This window comes from Armatimonadota bacterium, from assembly GCA_036504095.1.
Taxonomy (GTDB): Bacteria; Armatimonadota; DTGP01; order JAKQQT01; family JAKQQT01; genus DASXUL01.
This window is the reverse complement of sequence record DASXVS010000048.1, coordinates 220,691-235,247: the sequence shown is the minus strand read 5'-3', so window position 1 is coordinate 235,247 and position 14,557 is coordinate 220,691. Positions and strand designations below refer to the sequence as shown.

At 62.3% G+C, this 14,557-nt stretch carries 15 protein-coding genes and 1 tRNA gene; 8 read left to right on the top strand and 8 right to left on the bottom strand.

What is annotated here, in order from left to right:
* Positions 1-643: IS3 family transposase (locus tag VGM51_12465; protein HEY3413847.1), on the top strand; the 643-nt coding region annotated here is incomplete at its 5' end.
* On the opposite strand, the gene VGM51_12460 is transcribed toward VGM51_12465, so the two are convergent.
* Positions 635-2,167, bottom strand: a complete 1,533-nt coding sequence (locus VGM51_12460) for a HEAT repeat domain-containing protein (GenBank protein ID HEY3413846.1) — start codon at positions 2,165-2,167, stop codon at positions 635-637. The two genes, VGM51_12465 and VGM51_12460, sit on opposite strands and share 9 nt — an antisense overlap.
* A gap of 393 nt (positions 2,168-2,560) precedes the next feature.
* Between VGM51_12460 and VGM51_12455 the strand changes: the two genes are divergently transcribed.
* A complete protein-coding gene (locus VGM51_12455; GenBank protein HEY3413845.1) occupies positions 2,561-3,454 on the top strand; it encodes a hypothetical protein in 894 nt (297 codons plus the stop codon).
* Positions 3,455-3,619: 165 nt separating this feature from the next.
* A complete protein-coding gene (locus VGM51_12450) occupies positions 3,620-3,850 on the top strand; it encodes an SEC-C metal-binding domain-containing protein (GenBank protein HEY3413844.1) in 231 nt (76 codons plus the stop codon).
* A gap of 96 nt (positions 3,851-3,946) precedes the next feature.
* Here the strand turns inward: VGM51_12450 and VGM51_12445 are convergent, their stop codons facing one another.
* Complete coding sequence (locus VGM51_12445) at positions 3,947-4,306, bottom strand: DUF1801 domain-containing protein (GenBank protein ID HEY3413843.1); 360 nt, start codon at positions 4,304-4,306, stop codon at positions 3,947-3,949.
* 296 nt (positions 4,307-4,602) lie between these two features.
* On the opposite strand from VGM51_12445, the gene VGM51_12440 reads away from it, so the two are divergent.
* Positions 4,603-5,121, top strand: a complete 519-nt coding sequence (locus VGM51_12440) for a YdeI/OmpD-associated family protein (GenBank protein ID HEY3413842.1) — start codon at positions 4,603-4,605, stop codon at positions 5,119-5,121.
* A 268-nt stretch (positions 5,122-5,389) separates the two neighbouring features.
* Here VGM51_12440 and VGM51_12435 read toward each other — a convergent pair whose 3' ends face one another.
* The 3 genes from VGM51_12435 to VGM51_12425 form a co-directional block, all read right to left on the bottom strand.
* Positions 5,390-5,971, bottom strand: a complete 582-nt coding sequence (locus VGM51_12435; GenBank protein ID HEY3413841.1) for a hypothetical protein — start codon at positions 5,969-5,971, stop codon at positions 5,390-5,392.
* Positions 5,972-5,990: 19 nt separating this feature from the next.
* Positions 5,991-6,578 (bottom strand): Uma2 family endonuclease, encoded by a 588-nt coding sequence (locus tag VGM51_12430; protein ID HEY3413840.1) that lies wholly within the window; start codon positions 6,576-6,578, stop codon positions 5,991-5,993.
* A gap of 63 nt (positions 6,579-6,641) precedes the next feature.
* Complete coding sequence (locus VGM51_12425) at positions 6,642-7,556, bottom strand: endonuclease/exonuclease/phosphatase family protein (protein HEY3413839.1); 915 nt, start codon at positions 7,554-7,556, stop codon at positions 6,642-6,644.
* Positions 7,557-7,914: 358 nt separating this feature from the next.
* On the opposite strand from VGM51_12425, the gene VGM51_12420 reads away from it, so the two are divergent.
* The 3 genes from VGM51_12420 (at position 7,915) to VGM51_12410 (ending at position 9,955) form a co-directional block, all read left to right on the top strand.
* On the top strand, positions 7,915-8,445 hold the full coding sequence (locus VGM51_12420) for a hypothetical protein (GenBank protein ID HEY3413838.1): 531 nt from the start codon (positions 7,915-7,917) through the stop codon (positions 8,443-8,445).
* Between the two features lie 90 nt (positions 8,446-8,535).
* A tRNA-Leu gene (locus tag VGM51_12415) sits at positions 8,536-8,621 on the top strand.
* Positions 8,622-8,677: 56 nt separating this feature from the next.
* Positions 8,678-9,955: an aminoacetone oxidase family FAD-binding enzyme gene (locus VGM51_12410; protein ID HEY3413837.1), complete on the top strand. Its 1,278-nt coding sequence runs from the start codon at positions 8,678-8,680 to the stop codon at positions 9,953-9,955.
* Between the two features lie 78 nt (positions 9,956-10,033).
* Here the strand turns inward: VGM51_12410 and VGM51_12405 are convergent, their stop codons facing one another.
* The 3 genes from VGM51_12405 to VGM51_12395 form a co-directional block, all read right to left on the bottom strand.
* Complete coding sequence (locus VGM51_12405; protein ID HEY3413836.1) at positions 10,034-10,288, bottom strand: type II toxin-antitoxin system RelE/ParE family toxin; 255 nt, start codon at positions 10,286-10,288, stop codon at positions 10,034-10,036.
* A gap of 3 nt (positions 10,289-10,291) precedes the next feature.
* Entirely contained in the window at positions 10,292-10,555 is a 264-nt protein-coding gene (locus tag VGM51_12400; protein HEY3413835.1) for a type II toxin-antitoxin system Phd/YefM family antitoxin, read from the bottom strand.
* A gap of 111 nt (positions 10,556-10,666) precedes the next feature.
* Positions 10,667-11,425, bottom strand: a complete 759-nt coding sequence (locus VGM51_12395; protein ID HEY3413834.1) for a phage Gp37/Gp68 family protein — start codon at positions 11,423-11,425, stop codon at positions 10,667-10,669.
* Between the two features lie 212 nt (positions 11,426-11,637).
* On the opposite strand from VGM51_12395, the gene VGM51_12390 reads away from it, so the two are divergent.
* Positions 11,638-14,493, top strand: coding sequence for an aconitate hydratase (locus VGM51_12390; GenBank protein HEY3413833.1), 2,856 nt, complete (start codon positions 11,638-11,640; stop codon positions 14,491-14,493).
* Positions 14,494-14,557: the final 64 nt, after the last annotated feature.

Here is a 14,557-nt window from a genome sequence, read left to right as displayed (position 1 = left end):
AGGAACGCAAGAAGGCAGGACTGTTGTCCGCTCCGGCGATAGCGCTGGAAGACAGCAAACCAAAGAACTGACCCACAAGGTCAGACAGGTGGGGAATTTTCACCCGCGCCCAATTGGGGATTTTTCAGGCGCCGTTGACACGAACCACGTGTGGTCCTACGACTTCATTGAAGACCGGACGGCGAAAGGCGGGAGGTTGCGGATTCTGTCGGTGATGGACGAGTACCACCGGGAGTGTCTCACGTTGCGCGCGGAGCCCTCGTTCAGCGCGAGGAAAGTCATCGAGACGCTGCGGCTGCTGTTCCTTCTGAGGGGCCGGCCGGAACATCTGAAGAGCGACAACGGGCCGGAGTTCATCGCGAAGGCGGTGAGGCAGTGGCTGCGAGAGCAGGGCGTTGGACCCATCTATATCGAACCGGGTAGTCCCTGGCAGAACGGGACGGTGGAGAGTTTCCACGCGACGTTCCGGCAGGAGTGCCTGAACGCCGAGGTGTTCGCCAACGGGCGGGAAGCGCGCCAGGTCATCGAGGACTGGCGGGATTACTACAACAACGAGCGGTTGCACAGCAGTCTGGGCTACAAGACCCCAGTCGAGTTCGCCGCCCAATTCAACAAACCGACCGAGCTGGTCCTATCATCTTGAGTGGTACAGGAATTGGGGGTAGGCCACCTTCAGGTTGCCACGCACCATTTCCGCCGCAACTTGCTCACGGAAATAACCGATGTGCTCCGGTGCGATTGCCCGCGGCCCTCCTATCTTCTCAAGCGGAACGATCTCGTTCTCATCCGCGAGCGCTTTCCGAAGATATCCTTCCCGGAACTCCGGGTCGTTGATCCGGCCTTTCGGAGCCGGCAGCAGAAGCCTGGAGACCAGTACAGGACGGTTCCACGAGTGCGAATCCTCCTTCTCCAGCGCCTTCGCCAGCGCACGCTTGAACGCCATCGGCTCGGCGTATCCCCGGACGATCTGATCCGCGCACAGGGCAAGGCGCTCCAGCATCAGGCATCGACCGCCCTCGACATCCGCCACCTCGGACCACAGGTTTGTGCCGGCTATCAGTTCCTTCAGGCGCGCCGGCTTGAGGGGGATACTCAAGCCATCAGGGAACAACGAGTTAGGCGGCATGCTCCCATCCTCATTCCAGCCGCCAGAGACATTGATCGTGAGAAGGAACACTTTCCACTGTACATCCGCCGGCTGTTTTCGGAGTTCCGCGACAGTGACCTTGTGCAGTGCCGCCTCGTAAGCCCTTGCTGCCGTCCGGCTGCGATCCCAGAATGCCATTTCCGTTTCATCGGCAGCCCGCACCAGCACCGGACGGGCGCTTGCCTCCCGATTCAACCGCTGTTGCCAGTACCACAGAGCGGAGTAGCCCAGGTTATGGGTCTTCCACCATTCGGTGAACGTGACCCGCGAGGGGTATCTGCCGTCAAAACGATGCCCCGTCATGATCTTGAGGGCTTCACGCGCATACGTTGACACGGTCCGCTCGTGCCACGATCGTTCTGGAACCACCGGGTTTTCCCCCCAGATAGGCGTGTAGACTACGCTACCAGGCATGCTCCAACCCAGCACAATCGCTCCCGCTGCCTGGTCGTCCAGGAGCGCGGCAATACGCGGGACGTCTTCCGGCTGGTACAGCGATCCCAATGCCTCTACAGCCAGGCTCCGCACCACGCCGTCCGGGTCTCCCAACAGCTTTCGCAGACTACCGGCATCCGAAACGGCAGGCCACTCTTTGACGTCTACCACAGGCCAGCCAGCCCCGTATGGCCGACGGTAGGCTACGGACCATGGCCGCAGCTTTGTGTAGGCCGCGACCTCGGGGGCTCTCGCATACTTTGGCGGTGAGCCGGCCTCTCGGTCCTCGGGAACCTCCGGCTCCATGGCGCGCATCTTCGCGTCTTCATCGGAAAGCTCCGCCGATTTACCGAACAGGTCCCGTGAGCCCGCGGCGGCCTGGACCAGACGTTCGCGGACGGTTGCGGCGGCCGCCGGAGCCGGCAGAGAGGAGGCGAGTAGAGGTATCAACACCCATCCGGGAATCTTCCAGTTTCGGTTCATCAGCACCTTTGTCCTTACGCCGCGGGTTTCGATCGGTCCGATTCCGCTCGCGACACCCTCACTGCCTGTCGCAGGCGGCTTGCCACATGATCTGACTCTCATGCGCCGCAATCCCTTCATTTGGATTGTGTACTGAGTTGACGGCAACGGCGGAGTGTTCGAGCAGCCTCTTCCCGGCGAATGAATTCGCGGCTATGAAGTGCACAAAGTCGCCCTTCGGCGACTCAAGACCAGGCCGCGGGGGCGGGGAAAAGAGGCCCTCACACCAGCGCTCGCCCCAGGGGAGCGAGGGATGACCCGCCTAACGCCATGCCCTGATCACGGCGGCTGAAGCCACGGCTACAAGGGCACAAAGTCGCCCTTCGGCGACTCAAGACCAGGCCGCCCGTGCGGACTACGAGGCTTTGGTACCCGATACCTGTCTCCCGGCTCCCCTGAAAAATAGTTCAGACAAAAGGGGGGTTTCGCGGGCTAGTAAGTAGGAGGGTTTGCGAAATGATGACCAACAGCAGGCGGGAGGGGCGAGGTTCACGGGGCGAGGGTCCGATTCAGCTCCGGGCGGGTGGGGGCGTTGGGCGGTCGCCGAGTTACGATGATGGGTGCGCGGATTACACGGTGTGGGTTTCGTTGACGAGCATCATGCGGTTGCGGATGATGAGTTATCTGTGCGTTCGCGGCGCACAGCGCGCTCCGGCGCTGGCGGCGGCGCTAGGGGTATCGCGGGTATCGGTTTGGGCGGCGCTTTGGGGGATGAAGGCGACGTGGCTGGTGACTCCGCGGGCGGCGGCGATCAAGTCGGCGCGTTCCCGGTCGAAATCGGGCGGTTGTTACGCGATGGAGTGGGAGGCGACGGAGACGGGCCGGAAATGGCTGTGGCGGTATGGGTGGGTCACGCGGCGGATTGCGTCGATGGAGCACTATATGTGGCCGGACAGCGGGTTCGAGGGTCAGTATGACGTCTTGCCATGGGATGTGGTACGGGATCACGCGGAGGCGTCGCTGCTTCGTCCTGTCGCTATGGCGACGGCGCGGCACATCGTCTTCTGGGGGCCGTTGCAGGGACCGCGGATTGCGGAGGACCTTGGCCTCAGGCGGAGCGTGGTGGAGCAGTATATCCGACGGTGGGATGCGCGGGGCTGGCTGGTTCGGTCGGGTGGCGATCTCTGTCCACGGAGCTACTGGACGCCGAATTATCAGGAGGCGGCGCCACTATGGGCGTTCAATCTGCGCGGGGAGAAGGCTCTAGACCGGCATGCGGAAGCATTGCGATGGGTGAGCCAGACGTGCGGGTACGTTCCGCCGAAGGACGATGTGTTCTTGCGGGATGCAGATATGGTTAACTACGTTCAGTCGTACTATTACGATTCGGTGACGGGTGAGGAGCGGTAGGGGGCGGGGGCAGCATCCAGCATCCGGCATTCAGCATCCAGGATTCAAGTGTCGGGTGGCGGGTGTCGGGGTGGATGGTGTCGGGGATCGGGTGGGGGGATTCGGGATTCAGTTCCGATTTTCAGAGCATTAGCGCTGGGCGGCTTTGAGGCGATATACAGGACGATGAACACAGAACGGAGGATACGCAGATACGTCACACCGAAGAAGAGAACTCGTTTCCGGCCGATGAGCAAGCGCCGGCGCGGATATCCGTCTGAGACGGCTGTGGGCCGAGGCACGCGAATCGTTCACGGGGACAAGGAGTTGTTGGAGAAGCTCGGCGATTACGATCCCTGTCCATGCGGCTCGGGACGGCGCTTTCAAGCGCTGCTGCCGCAATTCCGGCGCCTTTGACGGTGTCGGCCGAGAATATTACTTTCCGCGAATGACGCCGGTGGAACCAGCCCCCCTTTGGAAGGAGGCTGGTTCCGAAGGCATCCACCAGAGGGGTCAGGATTTGCGTTTGGGTGCATCAATCTCCTGAAGGCGGCAGGCGATGATCTCCTCGAGGAGAGCTTCAGGGACAGGGCGTTCCACTGTGAAATGGACGCTGCCGCTGGTGCATTCAAAGCCGGTCAGTTTCTCTTTAAGCCTATCGATGACCTTGCCGCTGAACGGGTAAATGCTGAGGAAACGTTTGTTGGCGATGGCGCTCAGCACCGGTTTTCCGTTGTACAGGTACGCGGGCATTCCGTAGCTGACCCCTTCCTCGACGGAAGGAACCAGGCGCTTGACGATGCCGCGGATCCGCTGGAACTCGGCCTTTTCGGCAGGAGGGACCGTCGCAAGGTAATCATCGATGATTGACATAAGGATACTTATAGCGATGTCCGTCGCGGTCTGTCACGCATGGAGTAACAGGCGGCCCTGAGATCTCCGGCTCGCCCCTAGCCATGAAGTAACAGTGTTCGGCAGACCGCGCTACCATGGCGGTTCCTTGCAGTCTAGTTTGGCGGGTTGCCGCCGTGGCCTAGCCGGAGCTGAATTCACTGCTGTCCCTGGCCCCAGGAGGCCGAACACAACCGGCGATACTTGGGTTAAAGTACCAGGTGTAGACGAAGGTTGGCAAAGCAAGTGCCATCCAGAGGAATCAAGGAACTCGAAGTATGCCCCCGATCCACTTTCAAGCAATGCTGGTCCGGTCTGAAGAGAGCGATTGGACCGGCTCCGGAGTCCTTCTTGTGCTGCCTAAGGACTCAAGCGCGCATCTTCCATCGCGAGGAATGAATCTGGTCAAGGGGACCATTAATGACGTCCCCTTCCAGGCTGTGCTTGAGCCCGATGGACAGGGAAGTCATTGGTTCAAAGTCAACGAAACCGTCCTTGATGCTGCCGGTGCGGATGCGGGTGATGCGGTAGTGGCGGCGATTGAACCAACGAAGGACTGGCCTGAACCCAAGGTGCCGGCGGACTTAAGCAAAGCTCTCTCAGCTGACCCGGAAGCACATGCCCATTGGACGGATATTACGCCGATGGCACGTTGGGACTGGATTCGCTGGATAGGGGCTGCCAAGCAGGTCGCAACGCGTAAGCGACGAGTTGACAGTATCTGCTCGAGGCTGAAGGCCGGAAAGCGACGTCCGTGTTGCTTTGATCGAAACCAATGCACTCTGACTGACGCGTAGACGCCGGCCATTTCACCACGCGCGGCTGAGTCGTGAGGGGCCCTCGCAGCCACTGATCGGACATCACGCGTTCTCCCGGCTCCCGGGTCGTACCTTCAGGAAAGCGCTGCGTTTCGACAGGCTGCGCCCGAAGCCTGACGATGCCGCGGATCCGCTCGAACTCGGCCTTTTCGGCCGTGGAAACGGTCGCGAGTTAGTCGTCCATATTCGACATTGGTTCCAGCCCGGGCTTTCTGATTCGGATAACCTCTCGGCAACACCGGAATGGTCAGTCGGCGAACCGGAACTGAAATGTGCAGGGCTTCTTGCCGCCGGTGGACAGCGCGGTGTGAATGACCGTGACTTCGAGTTTTCGTCCAAGCGCCGTCTGCAAGTGGTGCTTCGCGTGCCCGCCGCAGCAGTAGCAATACGTAAGGGGCAACGGCTCCTTTGCTTTGGGCAGGCACGGGCAGCCGTATGACTCCCAGCCCTCCGGCGCAAAGCGTACCATCACCTTGCCGTCGTCCTCCAGCGTCACGCTGTGGCCGAACACGAACCTCGCTTCGTTGGCTGCCCGAATCCGGCCCTCGAGCGTCTGGTTGTCGCGGGCGATCGCCTTCGAGATCTCCAGCCTCTTGCCGCCAAGGCAGCAGGCGCAGGATTCCCGGATGGAATGGCGTGGCCCGGCCTCAATGAGCCGGTCCATCTTACGGATTGCCTCGCGCAGCCAATCGGCCTTCGCCGCGGGGGACGTCCTCTCCGTAATGGCTTCGCCGCCTTCCATGATCTGCGCGATGACTTCCGCGTCGATGCCGGCCTGGTGCAGGCTCTCGTCGAGTTTACGGATACGGCCGTACGCATACTTTTCCATGTCCTGCCTACAGTGCCCGTCAACCGAAGAGGCTCTGCACCTCCAACTGGAAACCGAGCAGCACTCCAGACGTCAGCGTGTCCCCATGACCGAACAACGCGGTTCGACTGTAGCCTTCTTCGATAATCGACAAGACCTCGATTGTCTCGCTCTCTCGGCTCACCAGCCAGACCTCAAGCACCCCCAACGCAGCATAGTCGTCCAACTTACCGGTCAGCGTGCGACGGTTCTCTTCCGGTGAAAGCAGTTCCACGATGAGATCGGGAACGACCTCGATCGACGGCATGTCCTCAAGTTGCTTCGGGCCGTACACACCGGTTTTTTCGCCGTTGAGGAAGAGGAGGTCCGGTTGGCGCGTGCGGAGGGTTGGCGCTTTGGTGATGATGAGGTCGACTGGCGCCGGAAGGACAACTCCAAGTCCCGACCCGCGGACGTGGCGGCGAAGAGCGTCGAGAAGTTCCGAGAGAATCCATTGGTGTATGCTGCTTGGTGCTGGGGACATAGTTATCTCTCCGTTGATCACCTCGTGCGGTTGGGTCATGCGGGGCATCTTAAGCCACTGCTCATAGGTGATTCTTTGTCCGGTGGGTTGTTGCGTTGCGACCATAAGCCCATTCTAGCCCAGCGGCAGGCGGACGAGCGAGTGTGGTTTCAAGCGTCGAACCACGATCTATCGGCGAATTGCGAGGTCGCAAATCAGAGGCCGGTGGTCAGATGCTCCGGCGGGGCCGACGAGTGCATTTGACGTCGAAACGCCGTTGGCGGTGAACACGTGGTCGATCCGCAACATGGGGTGCGAGGCCGGGTAAGTCCATCCGAATCCCATTCCTGCGTCCTGGAACGCGCTGTGAAGGCCCGAACGCAGCCGCGCGTAGGCCAGACCACGGGGAGGCGTGTTGAAATCGCCGGCGACGATAGTGGGCAGTTTGGTTCGCCGGACCCACTTGAGCACGTCGTCGGCCTGTGCGATCCGCGTTTGACCGGAATCGCGCCAGATTGATGACGTGGAACCTCGCAAGTGCAGGCGCCCCGTAACGAAGTGGACCGCCAGGACCCGAATCACGCAGCCGTTGGCTTCAACACGGACATCCAGGGCCTTGCGCCAGATGCGCCCGTCCGAATAGCTGTGCGTGTCGATTGACTTAACAGGCAGGCGCGAGGCGATCACGATGCCGCCCGCGCGCGCGAAAGTGTAACTCGGAAGTGCAAGGCGCAACGCCGGAACGGGGTCGGGAGAACCCTCTTCCGCCAGAGCCTCCTGGAGGCAGACCACGTCCGGCGAGGCTGCGTGGATCGATGAGGCGACCCGAGGAACTCCCTGCCTGCCGCCGTGAATATTGAACGTCATGACCCGCAGATCCGCGCGTGCGGCGGGCGGGCGAAGGGGGATGTTGAAGCTATTGAGCGGGAAGGCGACAATGGCGGCCGAGGCGGCGCAGGCGATCAGATCGGCCGGGCTCTTGCGCCACAGGGCACCGAGGGCCAGAAACGGCAGTGGAATTGCCCATGGCCACTGCGGCAGGTACGTCAGAAGCGTCGCGATCCAGTTCCGCTCGGCGACCAAGGCTTCAGCGGCCCAAGCCACTAGGAGAACGCACAGATACGCCGGCGCGGGCCAATACCCGCGCCGCCGCGTTCTTCTCGCACGTCTTCTCGTTGCCGTCACCTTCATCGGCCTCCCCGGCCACGGACAAACGATGGCCGGCCATCTGGAATGTTGCGTCCTGCTGACAGTCTAGCGTGCCATTGCGGACGCAGGTTGGCCGAGATGGCTTTCGCACGGTGTGCCCAGCGAAGCGGCCGGCCATTCTGTATCTCTGACGCCCCTTCCGGCGATCGCGATCGCGGTGTGCTCGCAACTGGAGGAACTGGTTGCCGTTTCCGACAATCATGGAGTGTAGTCGCGGCCGGCAGGCCGCTCCGTGGATCTATAGGAGGTTTCAATGCGAATGACTTTGGCGCTGGCGGTTGCCGGCGCGTTGGTTGCGGGTGGGGCGCGGGCGCAGTTCGGTGATGTTCAGAAACCTGTGAGCTTTGGCATCCGCGCCGGTGTGCATATGCCGAAGAATACCGATAATGGCAAGAACTGGACAGCCGTCGGTCTGGATGCGCGCATGAATATGGGCTTCCTGCCGGTGGTGGGCGGCCAGGAAATCGCTCTGGACTACCTTGGCAAGAGCAAGGATAACCGTGTAGTCGGCGTTACTCTGGTTCAACGATACTCATCGCCGACGCTGGTACCGGGTCAGCCCAAGCCATATTTCGGGCTCGGTTTCGGCGTCTACGATGCGCGCTGGAAGACCACGACTCTCGGCGTGACAACCGTTGAGAAGAAGACGAGCGCCGGTGTCAAGGCGCTTGCCGGAATTGACCTCAAGGGTGGCCTTTACCTTCAGGGCGACTATCATTACCCGTTTAGCGGGATCGCCAAGGAAGCGCGCGGCCTGGCGATTACGGCCGGGATGAGGTTCTAGAGGGTCGAGGGTTCCCCCAGTATCCTTGCCATTTGGCCCCGCGTTTGGTATACTACGGTTGTCGGCTCTGTACAGGGCCGGCAACCGTTTGCAGATGTGGCGGAACGGCAGACGCGCATGCCTCAGGAGCATGTGCCCGAAAGGGCGTGGAGGTTCAAATCCTCTCATCTGCACCATCAGGCCCGGTGACTCAAGTGGTCGCCGGGCCGTTTTCGTGGAGGGTGGAGGGCGGATGATGGAGGATAGAAACCGCGGTGGAACGCAGGCCGATGTGCCTTCCCCCCATCCATCTTCCATCGTCGTCATCGGCGCCGGCGCCGCCGGTTTGATGGCCGCGCTGACCGCAGCGAAGGCCCGCGCCAACGTCGTTCTGCTGGATTCCCAGCAGAAGATCGGCGCGAAGATCCTGGTCTCCGGAGGCGGGCGCTGCAACGTTACGAACGAGCACGTGACCGCCTCGCATTTCCACAGCGGCTCCCGCGAATTTGTCGCGCGTGTTCTTGATGCCTTCGGGCTGCCCCAGACGCTGCGTTTCTTTCAGGATATCGGCGTTCCCCTCAAACTCGAGCCTGAGATGGGCAAGTACTTCCCAGTCTCGGACTCCGCCGAATCGGTGCTTGAATCGCTGACCACGGCGGTGCGGTCCTCAGGTGTCCGCCTGAGATGCGCGCAAAATGTCCACGAGATAACGCCGGGAGCAACGTGGACCGTGCGCACAACGGATCACGAGTTCTCGCCCAAAGCGGTGATCCTGTGTACCGGCGGCCTCTCCCTGCCGAAGTCCGGCAGCACAGGAGCGGGTTACGCCATGGCGGGCAAACTGGGCCACTCCATTGTCTACACCACGCCCGCGCTCTCCCCACTGCTCTCCGACAGCCCCGCGCACGCCGCGTTGAGCGGCGTTACGCTGCCCGTCCGACTGACGTGGAGAGAACACCGCGACGTCCTGGCGGAATATGAAGGCTCGTTCCTGTTCACGCACACCGGCTACAGCGGCCCCGCCGCCCTGAATGTCAGCCGCCATATCGCGAGGGACTCGAAAGATCACCCCGCGGCCGCCTTATACTGCCGGTTTGTGCCGGCGGTGCCCGCCGGGGGAGAGCGGGAATTCGAGGCCTACGTCCTCTCGGAGTACCGCGGCCACGGGCCATACGCGATGGCCGCGCGGTTTATGCCGCGACGTGTTGCCGATATGGTCTGCGATGCGGCCCAGGTCAACCCGCGCGTCCCGATGGCGCGTATGCCCGCCCCGGACCGCCGCCGCCTGATGGCATCGATGCTGGACCACCATCTGCCCGTGACGGAGGTGGATGGGTACAGGAAGGCCGAAGCGACCGCGGGTGGGGTGAGCGTGGACGAAGTAGACCCCGAAACGATGATGTCGCGCATCGTTCCCGGCCTGTTCCTCGCCGGCGAGATACTGGATGTGGACGGCCAACTGGGCGGCTACAACTTCCAGTGGGCCTGGAGCAGCGGATACGTGGCCGGCCGAGCCGCGGCGAAGTGGTAGGATGCAGGGCATTCACCTGATTGCGAACTCGCCGCGGGATATGAAACGGGCTGCCGCGGCTCACCGTGGGGTGTGCTTTTACACGGTGTCCCAGTGGTCCAACTCAACCACCGTAACCAGCATATGGTCATCTTGGATGGTATAGACCACCCTGTAAATGTCTGCCGCGCGAATGCGCCAGTGATGCTTGCCTCCGACCAACTTGCGGCAATCGGGCTGTCGCGGGTCAGTGGCAAGCAGGCGTATCGCCGCGGCCAGACGCGGTTGAATCTGTTGGGGTACCTTACGAAACTGTCTTTCGGCGTGGGTGTTGAGGACGACGCGATAGGTCACAGTCTACACCCCAAGCTCCCGGAAAAGGGCTTCGGCGTCGATGCCGGGGACGCCCTTCGATTCGTCGTCGGAAATGCGTGCGAGTTCGAGCAGTCTCGCGTCCTCGCGAGCCTCCCACTCCTCATAGGCAGCGTATGCCGCTTCGGGGATAATGACCGCAAGGCCCTTCCCGCGACGATGAACGCGAACGGTCTCGCCGCCATAGGCCACGCGGTTCAACGTCTCCGAGAGGTCGTCACGTAGTTCCCTGCTCGATATTCTCGTCATTACCGCCTCCCCACCGGTCCCAAGTGTACCATTGGTTCCATTATACCGCCTTGACCCCCGGACGTCAAACTCTTCGCGAACGCATTAGCCACGATACTCTGGCGCTCCCCTTCACCCGAACAGCTCCATCTGTCCGCCGGTCATGAAGGTCCGATAGGCATCGTGGCTCTGGCGCCAGCGTTCGCCGTCGATGAGGCGGTCGCGGCCTTCGTCCCTATCCTCCGCGCTGCCAAACCCGTGGAATGCGAACGGCACATGCTGCGCCACGCACTGGTCGCGCAACAGCCGCACCGATGCGGGGTCGCAGGGACGGGAATCGGGGCCGGTCTCCGCGCCGCAGGCGAGGGAGTCGATGCCGGCCAGGTCCAGATCCGGAATCGGACCCAGCAGCGGCTCGCAGGATACGAACCGCACGGCAGCAGGGACCGTGCGCAGGAGGTCGATGCGGTGCCTGTAGTCCGCGTTCTCGACCGACACCGCCATCCACAGGTTGGCCGGCCACGCGAGGTCCGGCGCCAACTCCGCCAGCCGCTCCGCGCGCTTGGTGAAGATCATGAATCGGTGCCATTGTGCGCGGTCGATGATCGCGAAGATGCGCTCGATGAACGCTAGCGGGACATCCTTGTGGAACACGTCCGACATGGAGTTCACGAAGATCAGCGTAGGCCGCCGGTGTGTCAGCGGCCAGTTGAGGATGTCGTCGCCGTGCATCGTCAGCTGGAAACCGTTGGCGTATTTCGCGACGCCGGTGCGCTGGAGGTTGCGCGAGATACGCTCCGCGAAGCAGTGCTTGCACCCCGGGCTGATCTTGGTGCAGCCGGTGAGCGGATTCCACGACGTGAACCCCGGTTTGGGAGTGTGACCGCGCATACGGTCATTATAGAACTTATGTTCGTTTCCGGGCGCGGGTTCGAAGACAAACCACAGAGGCACAGAGGGCACGGAGGTATCGCGGAGGATTCCTTGCACTCGTAACACCCCACCCTCAATCCGCAACGCCCAATCTCCAATCACCAACCGCTTTGCTAATGGATGGCTCCTCCGAGACAATATGAGTGTTGTTCATACAGGAGGCTCAATCTATGGCGGATAAGCACAATCTTTTCGGCACGCGGAAGCAGTTTCAATATGGCGAGTATTACTCGCTGCCCCAGCTCGAAGCGGCGGGCGTCGGCCCGGTTTCCCGGCTGCCGGTCAGCATACGAATCGTCCTGGAGTCGGTCCTCCGCAACGTGGACGGAGTCCGCGTTCGCGAGGACGACGTGCGGGCATTGGCGAACTGGAAGCCCAACGCGGAGCGCACTGAGGAGATTCCGTTCGTGGTCGCCCGCATTGTCCTCCAGGATTTCACCGGTGTGCCGCTGCTTGTTGACCTGGCCGCCATGCGTTCCGCCGTCGCGCGGATGGGCAAGGATCCCGCCGTCATCGAGCCGCTTGTGCCGGTGGACCTCGTGGTGGACCACTCGGTCCAGGTGGATTTCGCTTCGACGCCGGACGCCCTGCAACGGAACATGGAGATGGAGTTCAAGCGCAACCGGGCGCGATACCAGTTCCTCAAGTGGGGCATGCAGGCCTTCAACGGCTTCGGCGTTGTACCCCCCGGCATCGGCATCGTCCACCAGGTGAACCTGGAGTACCTCGCAAAGGGAGTGCTGGCGAAGGACGGGGTCTACTACCCGGACACACTCGTGGGGACCGACAGCCATACGACGATGATCAACGGACTGGGTATCGTGGGGTGGGGCGTGGGAGGAATCGAGGCCGAGGCCGGCATGCTCGGCCAGCCCGTGTACATCCTTACGCCGGACGTGGTGGGCGTGAACCTGCACGGCGCGCTGAAGCCGGGGGTGACGGCCACGGACCTGGTGCTGACGATTACCGAAATGCTCCGGGCCGCGAAGGTCGTGGGCAAGTTTGTCGAGTTTCACGGAGAAGGGGCCGCGTCGCTCAGCCTCACGGACCGCGCCACACTGGCCAACATGGCGCCGGAGTATGGCGCCACGATGGGCTTTTTCCCCGTGGACGAAGAGTCCTGCCGCTACCTCGCGGCCACGGGCCGCAGCGATGAGCAGGTGGACGCGTTCCGTCAGTATTTCAAGGCGCAAGGCCTGTTCGGTATGCCCAAAGCCGGGGAAATCGCCTACAGCCAGACGCATGAACTCGACCTGGGGACCGTTGAGCCCTGCGTCGCGGGGCCCAAGCGTCCGCAGGACCGGATCGCTCTGACAGACGTCAAATCTAAGTTCGAGGAACTGCTGAGCTCGCCTTCGGCTTACAATCGGTCGCTCGAAGAGGCGGGAAGGCGGTTCGTGGTTCTGTCCGGCTCATCGTTGCGATCGGCTACGCTGTCGGGCGGCGGCGAACAGGCGGTGGAAACGGCCCCGGCGCCCGTCAATGGAGAGGTGAGCGCTTCCAATACGAATCCGCTCACTGAGATCGAGATGATGGAGAACCGGTCAACGCCGGACCGCGTCACGGATGTGCCGGCCGGCGAGTTCCCCAAATCCGTCGAAGAGTTGAAGCACGGGGATGTGGTCATCGCCGCCATCACAAGTTGTACGAACACCTCCAACCCCAGCGTGATGCTGGCGGCCGGTCTGCTGGCGAAGAAGGCGGTCGCGCGCGGCCTGAAGGTGCGACCGACCGTGAAGACCTCCCTGGCGCCGGGTTCGCGCGTGGTGACGGACTACTTTGAGAAGACGGGCCTGCAGCCCTACCTGGATGCCCTCGGCTTTCAGGTTGTCGGCTACGGCTGTACAACCTGCATCGGTAACTCGGGACCGCTGGAGCCGAACCTGGAGAAGGTGGTCACCGACAATGACCTCGTCGTCGCCAGCGTCCTCAGCGGCAACCGCAACTTCGAGGCGCGCGTTCACCAGAACGTGAAAGCCAACTTCCTGATGAGCCCGCCGCTCGTCGTAGCTTTCGCCCTTGCCGGAACGGTCGAAATCGATATGGCGAGTGAGCCCCTCGGTGTTGGCGCCGACGGCAAGGCGGTTTTCCTGCGCGACATCTGGCCGGCTCAGGAAGAGATCGCGAACCTGCTGGCAACGGCCAACGATCCCGATACCTACCGCAGCCTGTATCGCGACTTCGCAGACCAGAACCCGCTGTGGGGCGAAGTGCCATCCAGCACGGGGAACGTCTATACGTGGGACCGCGAGTCCACTTACATCCAGGAGCCTCCGTTCTTCGAGAAGTTCGGGATGGCGCCCGAGCCCGTTCGGCCGATCCGCAACGCGCGACCGCTGGCCATTTTCGGCGACAGCGTGACGACCGACCACATCAGCCCGGCCGGCGCTATCAAGCCGTCGTCGCCCGCGGGGATATACCTCCAGGAGAAAGGCGTCACGGCGGAGGACTTCAATAGTTATGGCAGCCGCCGCGGCAACGACCGGGTGATGACGCGCGGCACGTTCGCCAATGTACGCATCCGGAACCTGATGGTTCCGGGCGTCGAGGGTGGGGTGACCGCCCATCAGCCTGACGGCGAGCAGATGAGCATCTACGACGCCAGCATGAAGTACCAGGCCTCCGAGGCCCCGCTGATGGTCTTCGCGGGGCTGGAGTATGGCACGGGTTCATCCCGCGACTGGGCCGCCAAAGGCACCAGCCTACTGGGAGTGAAGGCCGTTGTCGCGCGGAGTTACGAGCGGATTCACCGAAGCAACCTCGTCGGAATGGGCGTGCTGCCGTGCCAGTTCAAAGACGGGGTGAGCGCGCAGTCGCTTGGCCTGGACGGCACCGAAACGTTCGATATCACCGGTTTCGAGAGCGGGATCGTACCGCGGCGGGATGTGACGTTGGAAATACACCGCGCCAATGGCGAAGCCGTGGAGGTCCCACTCACGTTGCGCATCGATACCCCAATCGAGGTGGAGTACTACCGCAACGGCGGCATACTGCAATACGTGCTGCGGGGGTTGCTGGCTGAGTAGGTGCAGAGCCCTTCGTTCCAGGTTCCGATTCGCAAACCGGGGGATGTGCCGAAAGGCACATTCC

What these genes read in the sequence shown, in the direction of transcription:
- VGM51_12440 (HEY3413842.1), top strand. Translation starts at nt 4,603, where the DNA reads ATGCCCCCGATCCACTTTCAAGCAATGCTGGTCCGGTCTGAAGAGAGC.
- VGM51_12420 (HEY3413838.1), top strand. Translation starts at nt 7,915, where the DNA reads ATGCGAATGACTTTGGCGCTGGCGGTTGCCGGCGCGTTGGTTGCGGGT.
- VGM51_12435 (HEY3413841.1), bottom strand. Translation starts at nt 5,971, where the DNA reads ATGGAAAAGTATGCGTACGGCCGTATCCGTAAACTCGACGAGAGCCTG.
- VGM51_12460 (HEY3413846.1), bottom strand. Translation starts at nt 2,167, where the DNA reads ATGAGAGTCAGATCATGTGGCAAGCCGCCTGCGACAGGCAGTGAGGGT.
- VGM51_12395 (HEY3413834.1), bottom strand. Translation starts at nt 11,425, where the DNA reads ATGCGCGGTCACACTCCCAAACCGGGGTTCACGTCGTGGAATCCGCTC.
- VGM51_12430 (HEY3413840.1), bottom strand. Translation starts at nt 6,578, where the DNA reads ATGGTCGCAACGCAACAACCCACCGGACAAAGAATCACCTATGAGCAG.
- VGM51_12450 (HEY3413844.1), top strand. Translation starts at nt 3,620, where the DNA reads ATGAACACAGAACGGAGGATACGCAGATACGTCACACCGAAGAAGAGA.
- VGM51_12400 (HEY3413835.1), bottom strand. Translation starts at nt 10,555, where the DNA reads ATGACGAGAATATCGAGCAGGGAACTACGTGACGACCTCTCGGAGACG.
- VGM51_12410 (HEY3413837.1), top strand. Translation starts at nt 8,678, where the DNA reads ATGATGGAGGATAGAAACCGCGGTGGAACGCAGGCCGATGTGCCTTCC.
- VGM51_12445 (HEY3413843.1), bottom strand. Translation starts at nt 4,306, where the DNA reads ATGTCAATCATCGATGATTACCTTGCGACGGTCCCTCCTGCCGAAAAG.
- VGM51_12455 (HEY3413845.1), top strand. Translation starts at nt 2,561, where the DNA reads ATGATGACCAACAGCAGGCGGGAGGGGCGAGGTTCACGGGGCGAGGGT.
- VGM51_12390 (HEY3413833.1), top strand. Translation starts at nt 11,638, where the DNA reads ATGGCGGATAAGCACAATCTTTTCGGCACGCGGAAGCAGTTTCAATAT.